Source organism: Devosia sp. LC5 (assembly GCF_000735585.1).
Taxonomy (GTDB): domain Bacteria; phylum Pseudomonadota; class Alphaproteobacteria; order Rhizobiales; family Devosiaceae; genus Devosia.
In genome coordinates, this window is the sequence record NZ_JNNO01000004.1 from 102,841 (window position 1) to 123,665 (window position 20,825).

The following is a 20,825-nucleotide window of genomic DNA, read 5'->3' on the forward strand; positions in this document are numbered from 1 at the left end:
CCTGGCTGGCGCTTCGCGCCGCCTATTTCGTCCCGGAGGAAAAACTGGCCGATTCCACACCGAACCAACCCTTGGCTCTCACCCTTGGTGCAGCGGCGGTTACCCTTGTGGTTGTCATCGGCGTGTTGGCTGGTCCCTCCGTAGTCGCTTGCTTTAACGGCGAAGGCAATATGGGCCAGTGCCTGCGCGGCAAGATGACCGATGCGGGCATCCTGCCCAGCCAGAGCACGGCCCTCGCCGCCCCCGAACAGACAGCACCAGAACCGGCTGCCGCCACGCCTGCGCCGGATGCCACCCAGCCCGACATGACCCCGCCAGCGGCCCCCGAAGCACCCAACGACCTCATCTCCGCAACCTTCGGCTTGCTCCGCGCTGAGCCCGATGGCTCCGTGGTCATTGCCGGCAGCGGCACGCCCGGCAGCGAGGTGCAGGTCTTCTCCAATGGCGATCTGCTCGGCCAAACCACGGTCGAGCCCAGCGGCGATTGGGTCCTGGTGCCCGATGCCCCCATCCCGCCCGGCGGCACCGAGATCACCCTTGGCGAAGCCGGCAAGCCCGGCCAATCGGCCCAAGCCTTCGTCGTCGTCATTAATCCAGACAAATCCAGCGAACCGCTGGTCGTCGCCAGCGCCCCCGGCGCCGCCAGCGAAGTGCTGCAGGGCCTGACGCCCCCGCCGGCCGGCCAAAGCACCGACGTCGCTGCGGCGCCGGAAGCGGCTCAGCCTGAACCCGAGACCACCCCGCCAGCCGAACTACCGGCCGCGCAACCCGCTCCGGCCCAGGCGGCGCCCCCGGATTCCACCGCGCCGTCAGCGGCGTCTGCCGAACCCGCCGCTCCGACGACCGAACCGGCTACTACCGAGCCGCAGCCCGCTGCGCCAACGCCCGAGGCGCCAGCCGCAAACGCCGATACAGCTGTCGCCGCTGCCACGCCCGCGCCAACAACGCCCCCCGCAGCACCAGAACCCGCCACAATCGCCCCGCCGACCATCGACGCCATCGAAATCGAGGGTGACCGCACCTTCTTCGCCGGCGGTGGACCGGAAGGCGCCACCATGCGCCTCTATGTCGATGACACCTTCATCGCCGATACCACCGTCTCCGACGGCCGCTGGCTGGTCGAAGCCGGCAATGTGCTGACCAAGCCCAGCCAGCGCATCCGTGTCGATATGCTGCAGCCCGGCTCCGCCCAGGTCGCGTCCCGCGCCGAGGTCGATTTCGTCGTCGATCTTCCCGCCACCGAGCCGCCATTGACTGTCGCCCAGGCCGACCAGCCTTCCGAGCCCGAGGCGCCCGCTCAGCCCGCGGCGGCTCCCAGCGCGCCGGCACAGCCCACCGCCGATCAGCCCGCAGCTCCGGCAGCACCCACCGAGCCCACCCCGGCTCAACCTGTTGCGCCAGACGAGCCCACACCGCCGCCTGCCACAGCATCTGCCAGTGACGAAACCGATGTCCCCACCATGGTCGCAACCGCAGTCGGTGACCCGGAAGCCGCACGTTTTGCCTCCGGCAAAGCCATCATCCGCACCGGCGACAACCTCTGGACCATCGCCCGTCGCGTCTATGGCGCCGGCATCAAATACACCACCATCTATGAAGCCAATAACAGCCAGATTCGCGACCCTGACCGCATCTATCCCGGCCAGGTTTTCGATCTGCCCAGCGAGGCCAATTAGCAGTTTCGGGGAGGTTTTTTGCATTCTCCCAAACTAAGTTCCATCGTCATTGCCCGGCTTGTCCGGGCAATCCATTACTTCCACAGGCGCTGAGACGTGGATCACCCGGACAAGCCGGGTGATGACGATGAATGGAAGGGCACGTAAGGGCGAACGTCCACTCCGCTTCCTTGGGTGCTGAGATTCCCACTGACGCGGAACGTTTGGCCCCTCATTGAACTTGCGCCCGCGAACCCCATCTTCTATCGTAAATCAACGATCAAAAAAGCCGAGTTCGGATGCGCGACGACGATATTGCCATTCTCCTGCGGGCACTGGGCCATCCGGTGCGCCTCAATATCCTGCGCATCCTGGCGACGCAGCAGCAGGGGCAGTGCTGCTGCGCCGACGTGACGGAATCCTTGCCGCTGGCCCAGTCCACCGTGTCCCAGCATATCAAGGTGCTGCTCGATGCGGGGCTGATCACACGCCAGCCGCGCGGCACGCGCAATTGCTACATTGTCCAGCATGATCGCCTGGCCGAACTGGGTGCCGCCTATTCCGGCATGCTCGCCGGCCTCACCCCCGCCAGCCCCAAACTGGAAGCAGAGCCGGCCTGATGACCATAGACAGCACGAACAAGAAGCCGTCCGTTAGCGCGGACGAAGGCTCGGTATTTTCCACGGTCAAGAACCTGTGGTCCTACATGTGGCCCGCCGACCGCCCCGACCTGCGTCTGCGCGTCGTGCTGGCCATTGGCGCATTGCTGCTGAGCAAAGTCGCCACCACCTTCATCCCCTTCGCCTATAAGGGCATTATCGATAGCCTCGATGGTACTGCGCCCGATAGCGGGGTCGTGCTGGGCCTCGCCATCCCCATCGTCCTGGTCATCGCCTATGTGCTGGGCAACGTGTTCGACGCCGGCTTCCAGCAATTGCGCGACGTGCTGTTCGCCAGCGTCGGCCAGAATGCCGTGCGCAAACTCGCGCTGCGCACCTTCCACCATCTCCACCGCATGTCGCTGCGCTTCCATCTGGCGCGCCGCACGGGTGGGTTGAGCCGTGTCATCGAGCGCGGCACCAAGGGCATTGAAACCATTGTGCGTTTCACCATGCTCAACATCGCTCCCACGCTGGTCGAATTCGTCATCACCGCGGTCATCTTCGTCTGGATGTTCGGCTTCAGCTATCTGGGCGTGCTGGTGGTGATGATCTGGGGTTATCTCTACTTCACCATCAAGGCCTCGAACTGGCGGATTTCCATCCGCCGCGACATGAACGATTCCGATACCGACGCCAATGGCAAGGCCATCGATTCCCTGCTCAATTTCGAGACGGTGAAGTACTTTGCCAACGAGAAGATGGAGGCCGAGCGCTACGACGCTTCCATGGCCGGCTATGAGCGTTCCGCCATCCGCATCTGGACCTCGCTGGGCTTTCTCAATTTCGGCCAGGCGCTGATTTTCTACGGCGGTTTCCTCATCATCTCGGTCATGGCCATCAATGGCGTCATGAACCGGACGCTGACCTTGGGCGATTTCGTCCTGCTCAACACTTTCCTCATGCAGATCTATCGTCCGCTGAACTTCATCGGCTTCGTCTATCGCGAGCTGCGCCAGGGCCTCACCGATATCGAGGAAATGTTCAAGCTGCTCGACCAGAACCCCGAAATCGAGGACAGGGCTGGCGCCAGGCCGCTGGTCATTTCCGGCCCCGTCATCCGCTTTGACGACGTGACCTTCCACTACGATCCCGATCGCCCCATTCTCAAGGGCGTCAGCTTCGAAGTCCCCGCCGGCAAGACCGTCGCCATTGTCGGCCCTACCGGCGCCGGCAAATCCACCATTTCCCGGCTGCTCTACCGCTTCTACGACGTCACCACCGGCGCCATCACCATCGATGGCCAGGATCTGCGCGACATCACCCAGGAAAGCCTGCGCTCGGCCATCGGCATGGTCCCCCAGGATACCGTGCTGTTCAACGATTCCATCGGCTACAACATCCGCTATGGCCGCCCCGATGCCACCGACGAAGAAGTCCGCGCCGCTGCCGCCATGGCACAGGTCGGCCCCTTCATCGAGGCTCTGCCCAAGGGCTACGACACTCCCGTCGGCGAACGCGGCCTCAAGCTCTCGGGCGGCGAAAAGCAGCGCGTCGCCATCGCCCGCACCATCCTCAAGGCCCCCTCGGTCCTCATCCTCGATGAGGCCACCTCGGCCCTCGACACCAAGACCGAACGCGACATCCAGTCCGCCCTCGACGTGGTCTCGAAAAACCGCACCACGGTCGTCATCGCCCACCGCCTTTCCACGGTCGTCAATGCAGACGAAATTCTCGTCCTGCGCGACGGCGTCGTGGCCGAGCGTGGCAACCACGTCGCCCTGCTGCAAAAAGCCGGCCTTTACGCCCAGATGTGGGACCGCCAGCGCGAAGCCACCGAAGCCGAAGAACAACTCCTGCGCACCGCCAACGACCCCGACGGCTTCGTCAAACGCGGCCTGCCCGCGGCGGAGTAGGGGGGCTCCGGCCCACGCAAGGCCCTCACCTCGCCCCTCAGGGGAGAGGTCGGCGCGCAGCGCCGGGTGAGGGGTGCGATGCTGCAACGGGGGCGACGTTTGAGCATCGCACCCCTCACCCTAGCCCTCTCCCCTGAGGGGCGAGGGGACGATATCGGCAAGTGGCAATATCTTCGAGATCATTGGCCTCGCTCACCTCGCCACTGCGCTGGCTGTAGCGGCGCTTGTCCTCAAACAACACCGCGGCCATAGTCCAACCATGCAGGATATATCGGTCATCCCCGCCACACCGGACCAAAAACCGGTAATCGCCAATCTGATCCAGCTCTACCTCCACGACATGACCGAGTTCATGCCGTTCCCGGTCGAGCCCGATGGCCGCTTCGCCTACGATTTCCTCGACCGCTTCTGGCGCTTCCCCTATCTGGTGATGGCGGGCAACGAGATCGCCGGCTTTGCCCTGGTCATCGACGAATGCCCACTCACCGGCCGCCAGCCGTGCTTCTTCATGGCCGAGTTCTTCATCCTCAAAGCCTACCGGGGCAGGGGCACCGGCCGCGCAGCCCTCGCGACAATCCTTGCCCACCATCCCGGCAACTGGCACATCGCCACCCCCCTCGCCAACACCACCGCCCTCGCATTCTGGCAAAAGGCCACGGCACCACTGAACCCAGCCACAAGCGAAATCCAGTTCGAAGGCGACACCTGGCGGCTGAGTGCTTTTACTACCTCGACTACCAGCGCAACGTCACCTCGCCCCTCAGGGGAGAGGTCGGCGCGCAGCGCCGGGTGAGGGGTGCGATGCTGCACCACCCACTATGGCGTCGCGTTCATCAAGTCTCCGGCGGCTCATTCTCCGCTTCCCACGTCGCGAGGGCCCAATAGACCGAGCCATGCCGCTCGATACTCGCCGCCATGAGCCGCTCTAACTCCGCTCGGGAACACGTGCAGCAGGGCCGGCAAGCGCCGCATATTGCTCCGGCGACAGAAGGACAGCCACGTCCTTGCCCTCGCTCTCAATATGCACCGGGCCGTCGATCGTGGCTTCGATAGCCTTGTGCAGATCGGCCATGGCCTGTTCCGCAGTCAGTCGCATCGTTTCTCTCGTCAGACTGCTGTGACCGTTAGCATAACTCAAAACAAAAAGGCCCGCATCACTGCGGGCCTTTCCAACTCATTCGCTAGCGTCAGATCACTCCGCCGCTTCAGGCCGGCTGACGATCGTCACGCCGTTCTTGTCCTTCTCGACCAGTCCTTCTTCCTTGCTGACGATGTAGCGCCTGGCGCCATCGGCATCGGCGGGGATTTCGACGGCCATGCCATCGAACCCGGCCGGAACCGCCGCCTGCTTGCCGCCATTGCGGGCCGAGTTGATCATCTTGCCAACCTGGCGGATGACCCAGCCGATCTGGCCCTTCATCACATGCGGGGCCACCACCATCACCGGCACCATCACCAGCGTGAGGGCCGTGGAGACGAACAGGCCCGACACCAGCGCCGCCGACAGGTGGATGAACCACGAACCGGCAATGCCGCCCACCACGATTTCGCGGCGGATGAAGTCGAACTCCACATTGAGCGCCATCGGGATCACACCCAGCGCCGTCACGGTGGCGGTCAACAGAACCGGCCGGACGCGTTGGCTGATGGTCAGCAGCATGGCCTTGATCGGTTCAACATTTTCGTCGCGATTGTAGTGGTTATAGGTGTCGATCAGCACGATGCCGTTCTTCACCACGATACCCGCCAGCGCCACGATACCCAGGCCGGTCATGATCGCCGAGAAGCTCATCCCCGTGACCAGCATGCCAAGCAGCACCCCACCCAGCGACATGATCACCGTGGTCAGCGTCACCAGCACCTGCCAGAAGCTGTTATATTCCAGCAGCAGGATGAAGAAGATCAGGAACATGGCGGCCCCGAATGCGGCCACGATGAACGCATTGGTGTCATCGACCTGCTCTGCAGCACCGCCATAGACAATCTCGACGCTCGAGGGCAAGTCCTGGCTCGCCTGCCATTCCTGCACCTGAGCCACCTTGGCCGCGGTATCCAGGCCCGGCTCCAGATTGGCCGCCACATTCATCGAATAGAGCCCATTGCGGCGCGAGATATTCGCCACCTTGGGCACTGCCGTGCGCTCGATGAAGTTGGAGACCGGCACCAGGCCCTGCGAAGTCACGATGCGCAGCGAATCCAGGGCATCGAAGGTGCGTTCGCTTTCCGGCAGGCGGACCTTGATGTCGAGCTCGTCACTCGTCGTGCCGTCATCCGGGCGATAGGTGCCCAGTGTCACGCCGGAAGTCACGAGCTGCACATAGGGGCTCAGCTCGCGCACGCCGATGCCGTATTTGGCGGCTTCCACGCGATCGATCGTTACCTGCCAGTCGATACCCGGGGCAGGGCGGCCGTCTTCCACGTCGATGGCGCCGCCCAGATCGTGCTCGATATAGTCACGCAGCTTGGCAACGGTCGGCGCGATATCGTCATACACAGTGCCTTCCACCCGCAGGTTGATGGCCTTGCCGGCCGGGGGGCCGTTTTCCTGCGCCGCGATTTGTACCTCGAGGCCTGAAATATGGGCCACGCGCTCGCGAATGGTCTGGAAGATTTCTTCGGCCTTGACGCGTTCATTGTAATTGATCAGCTGCAGGTCGAACGCACCGACCGTGTCGGGAGGTGCCGACGCGCTCATGCCATCGCCACCGCCGCCAGTATTGGTGAAACGCATCACCACGTCCTGGATGCCCTGAACCTGCAGGATCTCGGTTTCCACTTCCATCAGCAGGTCGCGGATTTCGGCCGGCGAATAGTTGCCGCGCGTGATCACATTGACCGTGCCAAATTCGGCCTCGGAAGCCGGGAAGGCCTCGGTGCCGGTCGGATTCATCATGTAGGCCGCGAACATCGCCGCCACCAGTCCGAAGCCGATGCCCAGCGTCAGCACCGGTTGATGCAGCAGGTGTTCCATCAACCGCACGTAGTGACCGGTAATGCCGCCGACCTTTTTGGGGTCGAACTTGTCGGCATACATGACGATGTCGGCGGCTTCCTTCTGCTTCTCATCGATATGCGTCGAAGCGATAAAGGCGCCGATGATCGGCATGAAGATCAGTGCGGAGACCAGCGAGGCCACCATCACCACGATCACGATGATCGGCAGATAGCTCATGAACTTGCCGATAATGCCCGGCCAGAACAGCAGGGGTACGAAAGCACCCAGCGTGGTGAAGGTGGCCGAAACCACCGGCACAAACATCTTCCTGGCCGCCATGATGAACGCTTCCTTCTTGGGAACGCCCTCCTGCAGCTTTCGTTCGGCATATTCCACCACCACGACGGGGTCGTCCACCAGCACGCCCACCGCGATCACCAGTCCGAACATGATCATCATATTGATGGTCATGCCCAGCATCTGCACCACAAGGAACGCCACCATGAACGAGATGGGGATCGACATGCCGATCATGATGGCCGGACGCACGCCAAGGGTGGCGACGCAGGTGATAAGCACCAGTGCAACGGCGGTCAGCACCGCTGCTTCCAGCGAGCGGAACAGGTTCTTGGTAGAGTCGGCCTGGTCGATCAGGAACGAGGTCTGCACGCCCTGCGGCCAGTCCTTGGTGAATTCCGCGGTCACGCGCCGTACTTCATCGGACACATCGATGACATTGGTGCCCAGCTTCTTGGACACGCCCAGCGTGATGGCCGTCTGGCCGTTCACATGGGCGTATTGCGTCGCGTCCTCGAAGGTGCGGGTAATGGTCGCCACGTCGCCGAACGTCACCACCGTGTCGCCCGAAGCCTTGAGCGGCAGGGTATAGACGTCCTCGACGCTCTTGATCAGGCCCGGCACTTCCACGTTGAACGAGCCGCGTCCGGTGTCGAGCGTGCCGCCAGGAACCACCATATTGTTCTTGGCCAATGCGTCGAGCAGTTGCGTGGCAGTCAGGTCATAGGCTTCCAGACGATTCTGGTCGATGGTAACTTCCATCATCTCGTCGCGCTGGCCCGAAATGGTCACGGTCTGCGCGTCGGGCAGGCCCTCCAGTTCATCCTGCAGGTCCTTGGCGCGCTGCACCAATTCGCGTTCAGGCACATTGCCATAGACCGCGACATAGATAACCGGCGTGTCAGTGAACGAGATTTCGGTAACGACGGGTTCATCGGCCTCCGCCGGCAGATCGGCGGTCACGCCCTCAAGCGCCGCGCGGATATCGTTCAGTGCGGTGTCCTTGTCGGCATTGACGTTGAATTCGAGGAACACCGAGGCATGCCCGGTAGTCGCGGTCGAGGAATAGTTCTCGAGGTCATCGATGTCCTTGATCCGGTCCTCGACTGGCTTGACGAGCAATTGCTCGGCGTCGCGGGGCGACACGCCGGTCTGGGTTACCGAAACATAGAAGTAGGGGATATCGATGGCCGGAAAGCTCTCCTTGGGAAGGGAGAGGTACGCCGATAGACCCGCGCCAAGCAGCAGCACCATGACGGTGAGTACCACACGCGGCATTCTCAGTATGCGTTCGAGAAAATCGATCATGAAGCGGCCCCTCCTGCTGCAACGTTGGTAGCGGCCACGGTCTGGCCCTCAGTCACATATTCCTGGCCCACCGTGATCACATCGACCGACGCGGGCAGTCCCATCACCCAGATGCCGTCACGCGTATCGCTGACGATCTGCACCGGGTAGAACTTCACCTTCTCGTTCTCCACGGTCCGCACACCCAGAACGCCATCATCGCTGAGCGTCAGGACAGATTGTGGCAGTAGCTGTGCCGGAGCCGACCCCATATTGATGGTCGCCTGGGCGGTGATGCCGTCGCGGATGGCGCCGTCGGGATTGGCGAATTCGATTTCCACCGGGAAGGAGCGGGTCGCGCTGTCGGCGGTCGAGGCGATATAGGTCACCTTGCCGTCGGCGGTCTGGCCGTTCACCGTGCGGATCGAGGCAGTCAGGTCCGTCTTGGCCAGCGCGATGCGCGCTTCGGGAACCTGGCCCAGGAAGCGCATTGGATCGAGCTGCACGATGGTGGCGCAGGCCGAGCCCATGGCCAGCATGGCGCCTTCCGAAACGATTGGGTCCTGCACCACCCCGTTTACCTTGGCGATGATCCGCGTGCGGTCGAGTTCGGCATTGGCATTGTCGAGCGCTGCCTGGGCCGAGCTCACATTGGCCTTGGCCGAAGACAACGCCACTTCTACCGCCCGCGCCGTATTGGCGGCGGCAAGCCCCCGGCCACGCAGGCTTTCATTGGTGTCATAGTCGAGCTGGGCCTGGTTCAGTGAGGCATTGGCCTGTGCAAGTCCGGCTTCGGCCTGTGCCACCGCAGCGGCGCGGGTGCCTTGGTCCAGCGTGCAGAGCAAGTCGCCTACTTTGACATTCTGCCCCTTGACCACATTGACTTCATCCACGATGCCGGGCGTTTCGGCCACCGCGGAAACGCTCGCCTTGGCGGCGGTGCGGCCGCGCAGCGGCACTTCGATGGACATTGGCTTGGCCACATAAGTGGTCGTGCGGACCGATTGCAGCTCCGTCGCCGACCCCATTTCGGCTTCATTGCGCTGGGCAATGGTCAGAGCAGGGTCGACTGTGGTCGTTGATTCGTGGTGCGCCAGCACCCCGGCATCGGCCAGTGTCGTGGCGATGGGGCCATGCTCCTGCCCTTCGACGACCGAAATGATCGAGCGCTCGCCCTCGCCCGGCCCGCTCCCGCCTATCACCAAAGTGCCAGTTGCCAGCCACAGCCCGGCGCCAACCAGGATGAGCAAGGCAATACCGTAAGAAAGCAATGCACGCATGAGAAATTCGCCCCTTCTACTCAGCCGCTTCTTTTTTCGGCTCGGCTCGCGCCATTGTGATCAGTTCGTGCATATGGGAGCGCAGGTGGTTCTCTGCAACCTCCATCATGGCACGTCCATAATTGATTACCCATGTGTCCGCAGCATTGGTGCCATGCTTGCCGAGAAAACCGTCAAGCATCTCCCGCTTGCCGGTGAATTCGTTGAGAAAGTCGGTAACGCGTTCTTCCACCAGCTCTTGTGGCAAAAGATGTGCGTAACGCGCGAACAGCAAAAATGGGCTGCGGAACATGTTCGGTGCTAGCGGTTCGCTCAAGTGATGGACAAAAGCGAGCCGGCCGGCCTCGGTAATAGAATAGATTTTTTTTGTCGGCTTGCCGTCCTGAGTCTGGCTGCGGCTGGTCACCAGCCCGTCATCTTCGAGCTTGGCGAGCGCCGGATAGATCGAACCGAAGCTGGCCTCCACGAAATAGGCACATTCGCCATCCGTGCACTGCCGCCTGATCTCGTAACCGGTCGCGTCCTCGTTATAGAGGATGGAAAGGCATAGGGTTCTGACGTTCATGTAGCTGCAGCTCCGCCGGCCCATATGCCGGAACGATATATGCCGGGGCTATATATCGCTGCTGAAGGTTGCGCAAGCATTGCGGACGCAGAAGTCGCGTCGAACAGTTAAGGCCATGCCAATGGCGAGGGCAATCGGGCAGCTTCAATACTTAGGGCCATGCTTGCCAGAACAATAACTTAGTTCCAACACGGGTAACCGCGCTGGCCACCAGCCTTGCGACAATAAGCCCGGGCCGGGAACCAGCGCCGGCCAGCCCCAATCCATCCCTCCCCCTATCAGGGGGAGGCTAGGAGGGGGTACTCCGACGCCCGATTCCTATCCCAATATCGAGCTCATCTCCGCCGCCGCCCGCCGCGCCAGGTCCAGGCTCGACGCCGCCACAAAATAGGGATTCAAGAACCCGATATCGTGTTTGCCATAGCGCATGCGCTCGCCATCCAATGTCACGACCGCGCCGCCCGCCGCTTCGAGCACAGCCTGGCCCGCCGCCGTGTCCCACTCGCAAGTCGGCGTAAACCGCGGGTAAAGCTGCGCATCGCCCCGTGCCAATAGGCAAAATTTCAGCGACGAGCCCACCGATACATCGCTCTCCACCGCAAAGGTCTCACACAGGCTCGCCAGCGCCGCATGGCCGTGCGAGCGGCTGGCCACCACCCGCATCGGTGCTGCCGTCGCCACCGAAATAGCCCGCTTGCCTGTCGCAATTCCGCTTGATGCATCGCAGGCATAGGCCCCGCCCGCGTCCCCGATAAAGGTTTCCCCGCTGACCGGCGCCAGCACCACGCCCATCACCGGCACGCCATGCTCCACCAGCGCGATATTCACCGTGAACTCGCCATTGCGCTTGATGAATTCCTTGGTCCCATCGAGCGGATCGACCACGAAATAGCGTTCGCCCAACACCGGAATAATCCCTGCCGCGACACTCTCTTCCCCCAGCACGGGAATGCCGGTGGGCCGCAGATAGTCGAGGATCACGGCCTCCGCGGCGGCATCTGCCTCCGTCACCGGGGATCCATCCGACTTGGTCACCGCCGCAATCGGCCGGCTATAGACGTCCAAAATCAGCTTGGCCGCCGCAATCGCCGCGGTCAGCGCCAGTTCCGTCAATGGCCGAGTGTCCACGGATGCCGCCATGCTCATCGCGCCACCCCGATCTCGACATCGAGCCCCAGGTCGAGCGGCACTGCTGCCATCGTGATCTGGCTGGTCGAAATGAAATCGACGCCCGTTTCGGCAATCGAGCGCACCCGGTCCAGCTTCACCCCGCCCGAGGCTTCCAGCTTCGCCCGGCCTTTGTTCAGCGCCACCGCCTGCCGCAGCAGGTCATTGTCCATATTGTCGAGCAGCACGATCCGCGCGCCTGCCGCCAATGCCTCTTCGAGCTCGGCCAGGTTCTGCACCTCAATTTCGATTGCCACCAGATGCCCGGCAAATGCCTCGGCCGCCTTGTAAGCCGCGCTCACGCTACCCGCGACAGCGATATGATTGTCCTTGATCAGGATAGCATCATCCAGGCTATAGCGGTGATTGGCCCCGCCACCGCAGCGCACCGCATATTTCTCGAAGGCGCGCAGCCCCGGTGTCGTCTTGCGCGTATCGCAAATCTGCGCATCCGTGCCCGCCACCGCATCGGCATAGATCCGCGTCCGGCTCGCCACGCCACTCAGATGATTGAGGAAATTGAGCGCTACACGCTCTGCCGACATCACCAGCCGGGCCGGACCACTGACCGTGGCCACCAATCCACCTGCCGCCACCCGGTCGCCATCGGCGAGGGCAGGGGTGAAGCTCACCCCGTCGCCTACCAGCCGAAATGCCGCCGCCGCCAGATCAAGCCCGGCAATCACCCCCGCCTCGCGCGCCGACAGGCTCGCCACCGCCACTGCATCGGGCGCCAGCGTCGCCTGGCTGGTCAAATCCCCCGCCAGCCCCAGATCCTCCTCCAGCGCAGCGGCGACAGCGCGCTCCACCAATAGGCGCGGCAAATGAGCAGGCAGGCGGGACGTAACGGGCATAGCGCGATCTCACTATAATGGCGCTGATGTACGCGCAGCGCCCAAGCCATGCAAGTCGGCCTTCACCCACGGTGTCATTCCCGCGAAGGCGGAACCTCCGTTTTCTTCTTTCTTTCGGGACTACCGCAACAGGCTCTGCCCTCCATCGATCCAGATCGGCGTTCCCGTAATATGCTTCGACGCATCGCTGGCCAGAAACAGCACCGCATCGGCAACATCCTGCGCCTTGCCCTTTTCGCCGCCAGTCAGCGGAATGTCCCCCATTGGGAATTCCACCGGAATCTCAATCCGTGCGGTGTCCCGCTTCTCGGTATTGTTCGAAATCTCGCTCTCGATCGCCCCGGGGCAGATCGCATTGATGCGAATGCGTCGGCTGCCCAGTTCCAGCGCCAATTGCTGCACCAGTGCCAATTGCCCCGCCTTGGTCACCGAATAGGCGCTGGCGCCCGGTGTGCCGAAGCTGCGCGTACCGTTGATCGAGGAAATTACCACGATCGAGCCGCCGCCCGCCGCTTCAAGATGGGGCACGGCGTGGTGGATCGTCAGATACGTGCCCCGCAGATTGACGCGGATCGTGGTGTCCCATTCCTCCGGCGTCAGGCTCTCGATCGGTGCCCAAACGCCATTGATTCCCGCATTCGCCACCACGATATCGAGCCGGCCATGCGTGCCGATGATCTCGCCAATCGCCCGCTGCATTGCCACATCGTCGGAAATATCGGCGGCAATGGCCTGTGCCTCGCCACCGGCCTTGGCGATTTCGGCGGCCGTTTGCTCCACCTCGCCGCCAGTCCTGCTCAGCGCAATCACCGTCGCGCCCGCTGCGCCCAGCGTCAGTGCCGCCGCCTTGCCGATGCCGGAGCCCGCGCCCGTTACCAACGCCACCTTGTTTCGGAATTCGTCCATCCGCGCCTCCTGTTACAGGATGGCAACGCACGAAGGCGCGGATGGTTGGCGTCAAAGCGCGGTCTTGATCGTGTGGTCCGCCTCGATAATGCCCTTGGTCAGGCTCCCATTGGCCGGATAAAGTGGGATCAGGCAGGCCTGCAGGGCATGGTAGATATCCGGCTTGCCCACGAACAGCCGCGAAGTCGGCGTCAGATCTTCCTTGAGTTCGCTCAGCCAGCCGCCGCGCGCATGGTCGATCATATGGTTGTCCGCAAAATCCCACAGCTTGCGATACCAGATCTGGAAATAGTCATCCCGGTCATAGGCGGTGAGGAACGAAGCCGCCCCGATCGCCTCAGCCAGAGGCCACCACAGCTTCTCGCGCATCACCGGCTTATTGTCCCAGTCCAGCGTGTAGAAAAATCCGCCATGGACCTTGTCCCAGCCCAGATCGATCGCCGCGCGGAACAGGTGCCGCGCCGCATCGGTCAGCCAATGCAGCCGCTTCTCGCCCAATACCCACAGCTGGATGAGCAGCCGGCTCCATTCCAGCCAATGGCCGGGCGTGGTGCCCGCCGGACGGAACATTTCATTGCCCAGGTAATTCTTGTCGAGCACCCAGTTCTCGTCAAAATGCTCCGCTACCCGATAGCCCAATGAAGCCGCGTGCTCGGCAATGATCAGCTTGGCAATGGCCTCGGCCTTGGTCAGATAGTCCTTATTGCCCGTCGCCTCGAACGCCGCCATCAGCGCCTCGGTCATATGCATATTGGCGTTCTGCCCGCGATAGGGCAGCAGCTTGGACCAGTCCGAAATATACTCGTCCTTCACCGCGCCCCGGCTCGCATCCCAGAAGCGGGTATTGATCACCTCGGTCACGTCAGCCAGCATCTGTTCGGCCAGCGGGTGGCCCACCAGCTTGGCACTCGAGGCCGCCAGTAACACGAAAGCATGCCCATAGGCCTGCTTGGAACCGTCCTTCACCCCGTCATTATCCAGCGACCAGAAATAGCCACCGCGCCGGGTGTCGCGATGCTGGTTCCAGATATATTGCATGCCATGGTCCAGGATTTCCCCCGAACCCGGCCGCCCGATCAGGCTGCCAATGGCCGCGCAATGCACCATGCGCGTGGTGCCATGAATCTGCCGCGTCGAATTGGCTGCATCCAGCGGCTTGCCCGCATCGTCCAGCTCGAAAAACCCGCCCTTGGGATTAAGCGACGCCGCCTCGAAAAAATCGAACAGGTTATTGGCCTGCCGCATCAGCCATTGCCGATGAAACGGACGCGTATTCCACGGGCCCGAATTGGTCTTGGGAAGGGTATATTGCGCGTCGCTCATGCTGGCTCCGGTCTCGCCGCTGCTATTGGACGCTTGTATACGGGCGGAATAAGAACGTTGCAATTTCGATCGCGCGCCATCCCGTTGGCATTGCGCAGAATTGTGCTGGCCGGCTATTCCTTGGCGTAAAACCCCTCGACCCGGCTCACTTCCTCCGCCGACCCCAAAATCACCGGCACCCGCTGGTGAATCCCCGTGGGCTGCACATCCAATATCCGCTCATGCCCGGTGGTCGACTTGCCGCCCGCCGCCTCAACCAGCAATGCCATCGGATTGGCCTCATAGAGCAGCCGCAGCCGCCCGCCCTTGCTCACCGTCTCGCTATCGAGCGGATAAAGGAAAATCCCACCCCGCATCAGGATGCGATGGATATCGGCCACCATCGAGCCCACCCAACGCATATTGTAGCGCTTGCCCGCCGCCCCGGTTTCCCCCGCCACATTCTCGGTGACATAGGCCAGCGTCGGCTGGTCCCAGAACCGCTCCCGCGCCGTATTGATCGCATATTCCCCCGACGCCGCCGGCACTTTGATACCCTCCTGCGTCAGCACGAACTGCCCGCTGCTATCGAGGGTGAACACGCTCGTGCCGGTTCCGAATGTCAGCACCAGGCTCGTCGCCGGTCCATAGGCCGCATATCCCGCCGCCAGCTGCGCCGAGCCCTTCTGCAGCAGGTCCGGCTTGGCCGGATCGACCCCCAGCACCGAAAAGATCGTGCCCACAGTGACGTTTACATCCAGATTCGAAGATCCATCCAGCGGGTCCGTTGCCACCATGTAGCGGCCCTGATTCTCCATATGAACCGCTTCATCCAGCTCTTCGGACACCAGAATCGAAACATTGGCATTGGCCGCCAAGTGCTTGAGAACGATGTCATTGCTGACGACATCAAGCTCCTTCTGCGCCTCCCCCTGCACATTGGTATGCCCCGCCAGCCCGGTCTGCCCGGCAATCGGCGCCAGCCGCAACACTGCCCCAATCTCCGCACTCGCCGCCGCCATCGAAGCGACAACGCTGGCAAGTTCAGCAGCCACATTCTGCGCAGCAAGCCATTGGGCGAGGGAAGTGGTCATGATGCTCTCATTCCTAAATCGGTTGGCGCCAGTGTGGTGATGGCCAGCCTGGAGGCAAGGCCGACTTTCGGCTAGGCACATTCCTTCCTTCTCCCCTCGTGGGAGAAGGTGCCCGAAGGGCGGATGAGGGGCCTTCTTTGGCTTTGCAGCACGGGATAGCTCCATACCCCTCACCCTGATCATTCCGCTGAACGCAGAATGATCTGTCCCTCTCCCACAAGGGGAGAGGGTGGGCATCGGAGGCGCCTCACCCCTCCCGCGCCAAATCCGCCAATAGCCCCGCCGCCACGCTCAGCCGCGACACCGTCAGCGTCCCCTGTGTCAGTTCGGCCACCGCCGCCGCCGTCCGCGCAATCCCGGCACGCTCCTCGCTATTCCACCGCGCCAATCGATCCGTCACCGCACCACCCGGCACCTTGAGCACGTCCGCCGTGATATCGCGCTGCGCCCGCATCACATTGGCCAGCGCCCGGTCCAGCGCCATGCGGTCGAACCGGTCGGCCAGCACAATCGCGCGGCCCTGTTCGATGACCGGCCACAGGTTGAACGCCCCAAACACCCCAAAGAATGCCGCCGCGCCATCGGCCACCGATACGCCGCAGCGCTCGCTGACCAGCACGATATCGCTGGCATAGGAGAGGATCGGCAGTTCCGCCAGGCTCCGCGCAACCGCCTCCGGCACGCCCTGGGCCACCAGATCGGCCATCCGCGCCGTCACGGCCTGGCTCAGCGACGCGGGCAGGGTGCTCGCCAGCATGCTGCGCAGCGTCGCCACGCCGGCCTTGTGCCGCGCCACCAGCGCCTCAAGCCCTTCGCTCACATTGGCATTGCGCAGGAACCAAAGCGTTTCCTGCCGCAATAGCTCCGCCACCTCGGCATAAAGCCCCAATTGCACCGCGCCCGGCACCAATCCATCGAGCCCGTCAATCATCGTGTTGAGCTCGGTCAGCCCATAGACATCGCGCGTCGCCGCATAAGCCAGCGCCACTTCGCCCGGATTGGCGCTGGTCGAGCCCATCATTTCGCTGACAAAGGCCGGCCCGCCGCGATTGATCATCGCATTGGCCAAGACCGTCGCGATCACTTCGCGCTTGAGCCGATGTTGCGCCACCGCGTCGGGATAGCTCATGTGCAGCGTCTCGGGGAAATACCGATAGAGCTCGCCCGCCAGATACGCGTCGTCGATATCGCGCCCTTCGAGCAGGTCCGCATAAAGCGTCAGCTTGGCATAGGCCAGGATCACCGCCAGCTCCGGCCGGCTCAGCGCCGCCCCGCGTACATCAAGCGCCGCGTCGCTGGGCAAAAACTCCACCGCCCGGTCGAGCAGGCCCCGCGCTTCCAGCTGCTCGATCAGCACCCGATGATCCGGCAGTTCCGCCAGGCCCGCCCGCTCGGCCAGCGAAATCGCCAGCGTCTGCAGATAATTATTCCGCAGGCACAGCGCTGCCACCTCATCGGTCATGCTGGCAAGGAAGCTGTTGCGCGCCTCCATATCCAGCGTGCCAGCCGCCACCAGCGGCGCCACCGCAATCTTGATATTGACCTCAAGATCGCTCGAATTCACCCCGGCCGAATTGTCGATGGCGTCGGTATTGATCCGCCCGCCGGCCAGCGCATAATCCACGCGCCCGCGCTGTGTCACGCCCAGATTGGCGCCTTCCCCGATCACCTTGGCGCGCACTTCCCCCGCGACAACGCGGATCGCGTCATTGGCCCGGTCGCCCACTTCGGCATCCGTTTCCTGGCTCCCGCGCACATAGGTGCCAATGCCGCCGAACCACAGCAGATCCACCTGCGCCCGCAAAATGGCCGACATCACCTCCGCCGGTGTCGCCTGTGCCGCTTCGATGCCCAATACAGCCCGCGCCTCCGCACTCAGGGGAATGGATTTGAGGCTGCGCGAAAACACCCCGCCGCCATTGGAAATCAGGCTCCGGTCATAGTCCTGCCAGCTCGAGCGGGGCAGGGCGAACAGCCGCTGCCGCTCCGCCAGCGATTTGCCCGCGTCCGGGTGTGGATCGATGAAGATGTCGCGGTGGTCGAACGCCGCCACCAATTCGATGGCGGGCGATAGCAACATGCCATTGCCGAACACATCCCCGCTCATGTCGCCCACGCCGACCACAGTGAATGGTTCGCGCTGGATATCGCGGTCCATCTCGCGGAAATGGCGTTTTACGGCTTCCCAGCCGCCGCGCGCGGTGATGCCCATTTTCTTGTGGTCATAGCCGGCCGAGCCGCCCGAGGCGAAGGCGTCGCCCAGCCAATAGCCACGGCTCGTCGCGATTCCATTGGCTGTGTCGGAGAAACTCGCCGTGCCCTTGTCCGCCGCCACCACCAGATAGGGATCGTCCCCATCCCGCCGCACCACATCGCGCGGCGGCACCACGGCGCCCTCTGCCAGATTATCCGTCACATCCAGCAGCGCACCGATGAAAATCTTGTAGGCAGCCACACCCTCGGCCAGAAACGCCTCGCGCGCCATGCCCGGCGTGAGATGCTTGGGCACGAAACCGCCCTTGGCCCCCACCGGCACGATCACCGCATTCTTCACCTGCTGCGCCTTGACCAGCCCCAGCACTTCGGTGCGGAAATCCTCCGGCCGGTCCGACCAGCGCAAGCCCCCGCGCGCAATGGCGCCAAATCGCAGGTGAACGCCCTCCACCCGTGGCGAATAGACCGAAATCTCGCGGAACGGCCGCGGCGCGACCATCCCATCCACCCGGCCACTATTGAACTTGATCGCCAGCGCCGGCAGGCGATTGCCTTCGGCATCGCGCTGGAACGCGTTGGTCCGCACCGAGGCTTCCACCAGGTTCAGGAACCGCCGCACAATCGTGTCTTCATCGAGCGACGCCATGGCGTCAAGCGCCGCAGCGATCGCCTCGCGCGCCTGCTCGGCCGCCACTTCCCGCTCGGTGGCGCGTGGGTCATGCAGGGCATTAAACAGATCGATCAGCCCCGTCGCCGCCGCACTCTGCTTCACCAACACGCTTGCAATATAGCGCTGCGAATAGGAAATCCCGATCTGCCGGACATAGCGCGACAGCGCCCGCAGCAATGCCACATCGTGCCAGGCCAGCTTGGTGCGGCTCACTAGCGTATTGAGCTGATCGCTTTCCGCTGCCCCGTTCCAAACCGCCAGCAGCCCGTCCTCGACTGCCCCGCCCCGCACGGCCACATCGAACCCGGCCTCGGCCGGCTCCAGCACCATGTCGTGCAGATACCGCTCCACCCCGTCGCGCGGCACGATCGTATAGGTCCGCTCATCAATCACCCGGAACCCGAAAGCCTCCAGCATCGGCACGCGATCGCTCAACGGAATAGCTGTCTCGCGATGATAGAATTTCAGCCCCAGCGAGCCATCCGTACCGGTGCGGCTGCGCAGCCTGATGGCCACGCCCGTGCCATCGCCCAGCGCCTGCAGCGCCGCGATATCGGCATGCGCATCCTCGGCTGTGTTGCGCGATTGATAGGCCGCCGAAAATGCCCCGCGATAATCGCTGACCGAAGCCGGATTTTTCGCCGTCGCCGCCAGTGTATCGCCGAAATTGGAGGTCAGCGCATCCACGCGCGCTTCCAGTTCGCTCCGGCTTGGCTGCGGCGTCGGTCCGGCAATCCGCCCGATAATCACATGCAGCCGGACCAGCTCACCCTCGGGAAAATTCGGATAAAACGCCGAAACCCGCCCGTCATAAACCTGCGCCAGGTAGCGCGTAATCCGCGCCCGCGCTTCCCCGTCATAGCGGTCACGCGGCACATAAACCAGGATCGACACGAAATTGTCGAACCGGTCGATGCGCGGCAAAACCCGCACGCGCGGCCGGTCATAGAGCGCCGAAATCGCGCTGGAAAATTCATACAGCTGATCCACCCCGATCTGGAACAGCTCGTCGCGCGGATAGCTATCCAGCGCGCTCAGCAGCGCCCGCCCGTCATGCCCCAGCGGGTCGAGCCCCGATTTGCGCATCACCTCGGCAATCTTGCGGCGGATGATCGGCACATCGGTATGCGGCATGGCCAGTGCCTGGGCGGTAAACAGCCCCACCACACGCAATTCGCCCACCGCCTCGCCATTGGCGCCAAACAGCTTGATCCCCACATAATCAAGGTGCACCCGCCGATGCACCCGCGAGCGCACATTGGCCTTGGTCACCAGCAGCGGTTCGCTCTCCGCCATAAAGGCCTTGTGCTGCGGCGTCGTCTCCACATAATCGGAGCCGCTGCGCAACACCCGCACATTGGGGTCACGCAATATGCCCAGCCCGCTCCCCGCCACCGGAGCGAGCGCCTCCCCCTCCACGCCATATTGGCGCAGGCCCAGGAAGGTAAAATTGTGCTCGATCAGCCAATCGACAAAAGCCAGCGCCTCGTCCCGCTGCGCCCCTTTGGTTCGCTCGAGATCCTTGGCCGCGCGCCGCAACCGCTCGAGCATAGGCTGCCAGTCGCGCACCGCATGGGCCACATCGGCCATCGTGCTTTCGATTTCCGCCACCAGCCCATCGACGTCGGCCACCGGGTCGCTGTGAATGTGCAACAGGCTCAGCGAGCGTCCGTCACCGTCATTCACCTCGCCATTGCCCACCAGCACCACTGGGTGGGTAAACAGCCGCACATTGCCGCCCGCCGCCCGCAGGGCCGCGAGCGCGCTATCGACGATAAACGGCATATCTGGCGACACGATATCGAGCACCAGCGCTTCCCCCGCCGTGGCCGGGCCCGTGGCGACAATGCGGCTGTTTTCCCCGTCATAGGCCAGCAAATGCTTATAGGCATTCCGCAACACCGATTCGAACGCATCGGGAGCCTGCGTGCCGAGGTCTTCGCCATCGGTTGCCAGAATGGCGGCTTTGAAGAAACGCCCAAATCCCGGCTCGCTCGCCAGCAATAGTGCTGCCCGCTCCAGCATGGTTTGCCGGTTGGACCTGTCCTCATGCGTCACGTCGTGTACTCCCCAGTCTCGCGCCG

At 63.1% G+C, this 20,825-nt stretch carries 14 protein-coding genes; 4 read left to right on the forward strand and 10 right to left on the reverse strand.

The window, feature by feature from the left end; all coding sequences use genetic code 11:
- Positions 1–71 precede the first annotated feature (71 nt).
- From FF80_RS21805 to FF80_RS20810, 4 genes are all read left to right on the forward strand, one after another.
- Entirely contained in the window at positions 72–1,676 is a 1,605-nt protein-coding gene (locus FF80_RS21805; RefSeq protein ID WP_160172786.1) for a LysM peptidoglycan-binding domain-containing protein, read from the forward strand.
- Positions 1,677–1,954: 278 nt separating this feature from the next.
- Entirely contained in the window at positions 1,955–2,275 is a 321-nt protein-coding gene (locus tag FF80_RS03395; protein WP_035097523.1) for a metalloregulator ArsR/SmtB family transcription factor, read from the forward strand.
- The gene (locus tag FF80_RS03400; RefSeq protein ID WP_035097524.1) at positions 2,275–4,170 is read left to right on the forward strand and encodes an ABC transporter ATP-binding protein/permease; all 1,896 of its coding nucleotides are present in this window, start codon (positions 2,275–2,277) and stop codon (positions 4,168–4,170) included. Before FF80_RS03395 ends, FF80_RS03400 begins: the two co-directional genes overlap by 1 nt.
- Before the next feature lie 259 nt (positions 4,171–4,429).
- On the forward strand, positions 4,430–4,963 hold the full coding sequence (locus FF80_RS20810) for a GNAT family N-acetyltransferase (RefSeq protein WP_052153122.1): 534 nt from the start codon (positions 4,430–4,432) through the stop codon (positions 4,961–4,963).
- 132 nt (positions 4,964–5,095) lie between these two features.
- On the opposite strand, the gene FF80_RS21565 is transcribed toward FF80_RS20810, so the two are convergent.
- The 10 genes from FF80_RS21565 to FF80_RS03450 all read right to left on the reverse strand — a co-directional run bounded on the left by FF80_RS21565 (position 5,096) and on the right by FF80_RS03450 (position 20,799).
- On the reverse strand, positions 5,096–5,266 hold the full coding sequence (locus tag FF80_RS21565; RefSeq protein WP_152558245.1) for a hypothetical protein: 171 nt from the start codon (positions 5,264–5,266) through the stop codon (positions 5,096–5,098).
- A gap of 96 nt (positions 5,267–5,362) precedes the next feature.
- Entirely contained in the window at positions 5,363–8,710 is a 3,348-nt protein-coding gene (locus tag FF80_RS03410) for an efflux RND transporter permease subunit (protein ID WP_052153123.1), read from the reverse strand.
- Positions 8,707–9,969 (reverse strand): efflux RND transporter periplasmic adaptor subunit, encoded by a 1,263-nt coding sequence (locus tag FF80_RS03415; RefSeq protein ID WP_052153124.1) that lies wholly within the window; start codon positions 9,967–9,969, stop codon positions 8,707–8,709. Before FF80_RS03415 ends, FF80_RS03410 begins: the two co-directional genes overlap by 4 nt.
- A 16-nt stretch (positions 9,970–9,985) precedes the next feature.
- Positions 9,986–10,534, reverse strand: coding sequence for a PadR family transcriptional regulator (locus tag FF80_RS03420; RefSeq protein WP_035097525.1), 549 nt, complete (start codon positions 10,532–10,534; stop codon positions 9,986–9,988).
- 318 nt (positions 10,535–10,852) lie between these two features.
- The gene (gene cysQ / locus FF80_RS03425) at positions 10,853–11,674 is read right to left on the reverse strand and encodes a 3'(2'),5'-bisphosphate nucleotidase CysQ (protein ID WP_052153126.1); all 822 of its coding nucleotides are present in this window, start codon (positions 11,672–11,674) and stop codon (positions 10,853–10,855) included.
- 2 nt (positions 11,675–11,676) lie between these two features.
- Entirely contained in the window at positions 11,677–12,555 is an 879-nt protein-coding gene (gene nadC, locus FF80_RS03430) for a carboxylating nicotinate-nucleotide diphosphorylase (protein WP_035097526.1), read from the reverse strand.
- A 120-nt stretch (positions 12,556–12,675) separates the two neighbouring features.
- Positions 12,676–13,461 (reverse strand): SDR family NAD(P)-dependent oxidoreductase, encoded by a 786-nt coding sequence (locus FF80_RS03435; protein ID WP_035097527.1) that lies wholly within the window; start codon positions 13,459–13,461, stop codon positions 12,676–12,678.
- 51 nt (positions 13,462–13,512) lie between these two features.
- Entirely contained in the window at positions 13,513–14,784 is a 1,272-nt protein-coding gene (locus tag FF80_RS03440) for an AGE family epimerase/isomerase (RefSeq protein ID WP_035097528.1), read from the reverse strand.
- 113 nt (positions 14,785–14,897) lie between these two features.
- Positions 14,898–15,857: a class 1 fructose-bisphosphatase gene (locus FF80_RS03445; RefSeq protein WP_035097530.1), complete on the reverse strand. Its 960-nt coding sequence runs from the start codon at positions 15,855–15,857 to the stop codon at positions 14,898–14,900.
- Positions 15,858–16,104: 247 nt separating this feature from the next.
- A complete protein-coding gene (locus FF80_RS03450) occupies positions 16,105–20,799 on the reverse strand; it encodes an NAD-glutamate dehydrogenase (RefSeq protein ID WP_244445694.1) in 4,695 nt (1,564 codons plus the stop codon).
- Positions 20,800–20,825 lie beyond the last annotated feature (26 nt).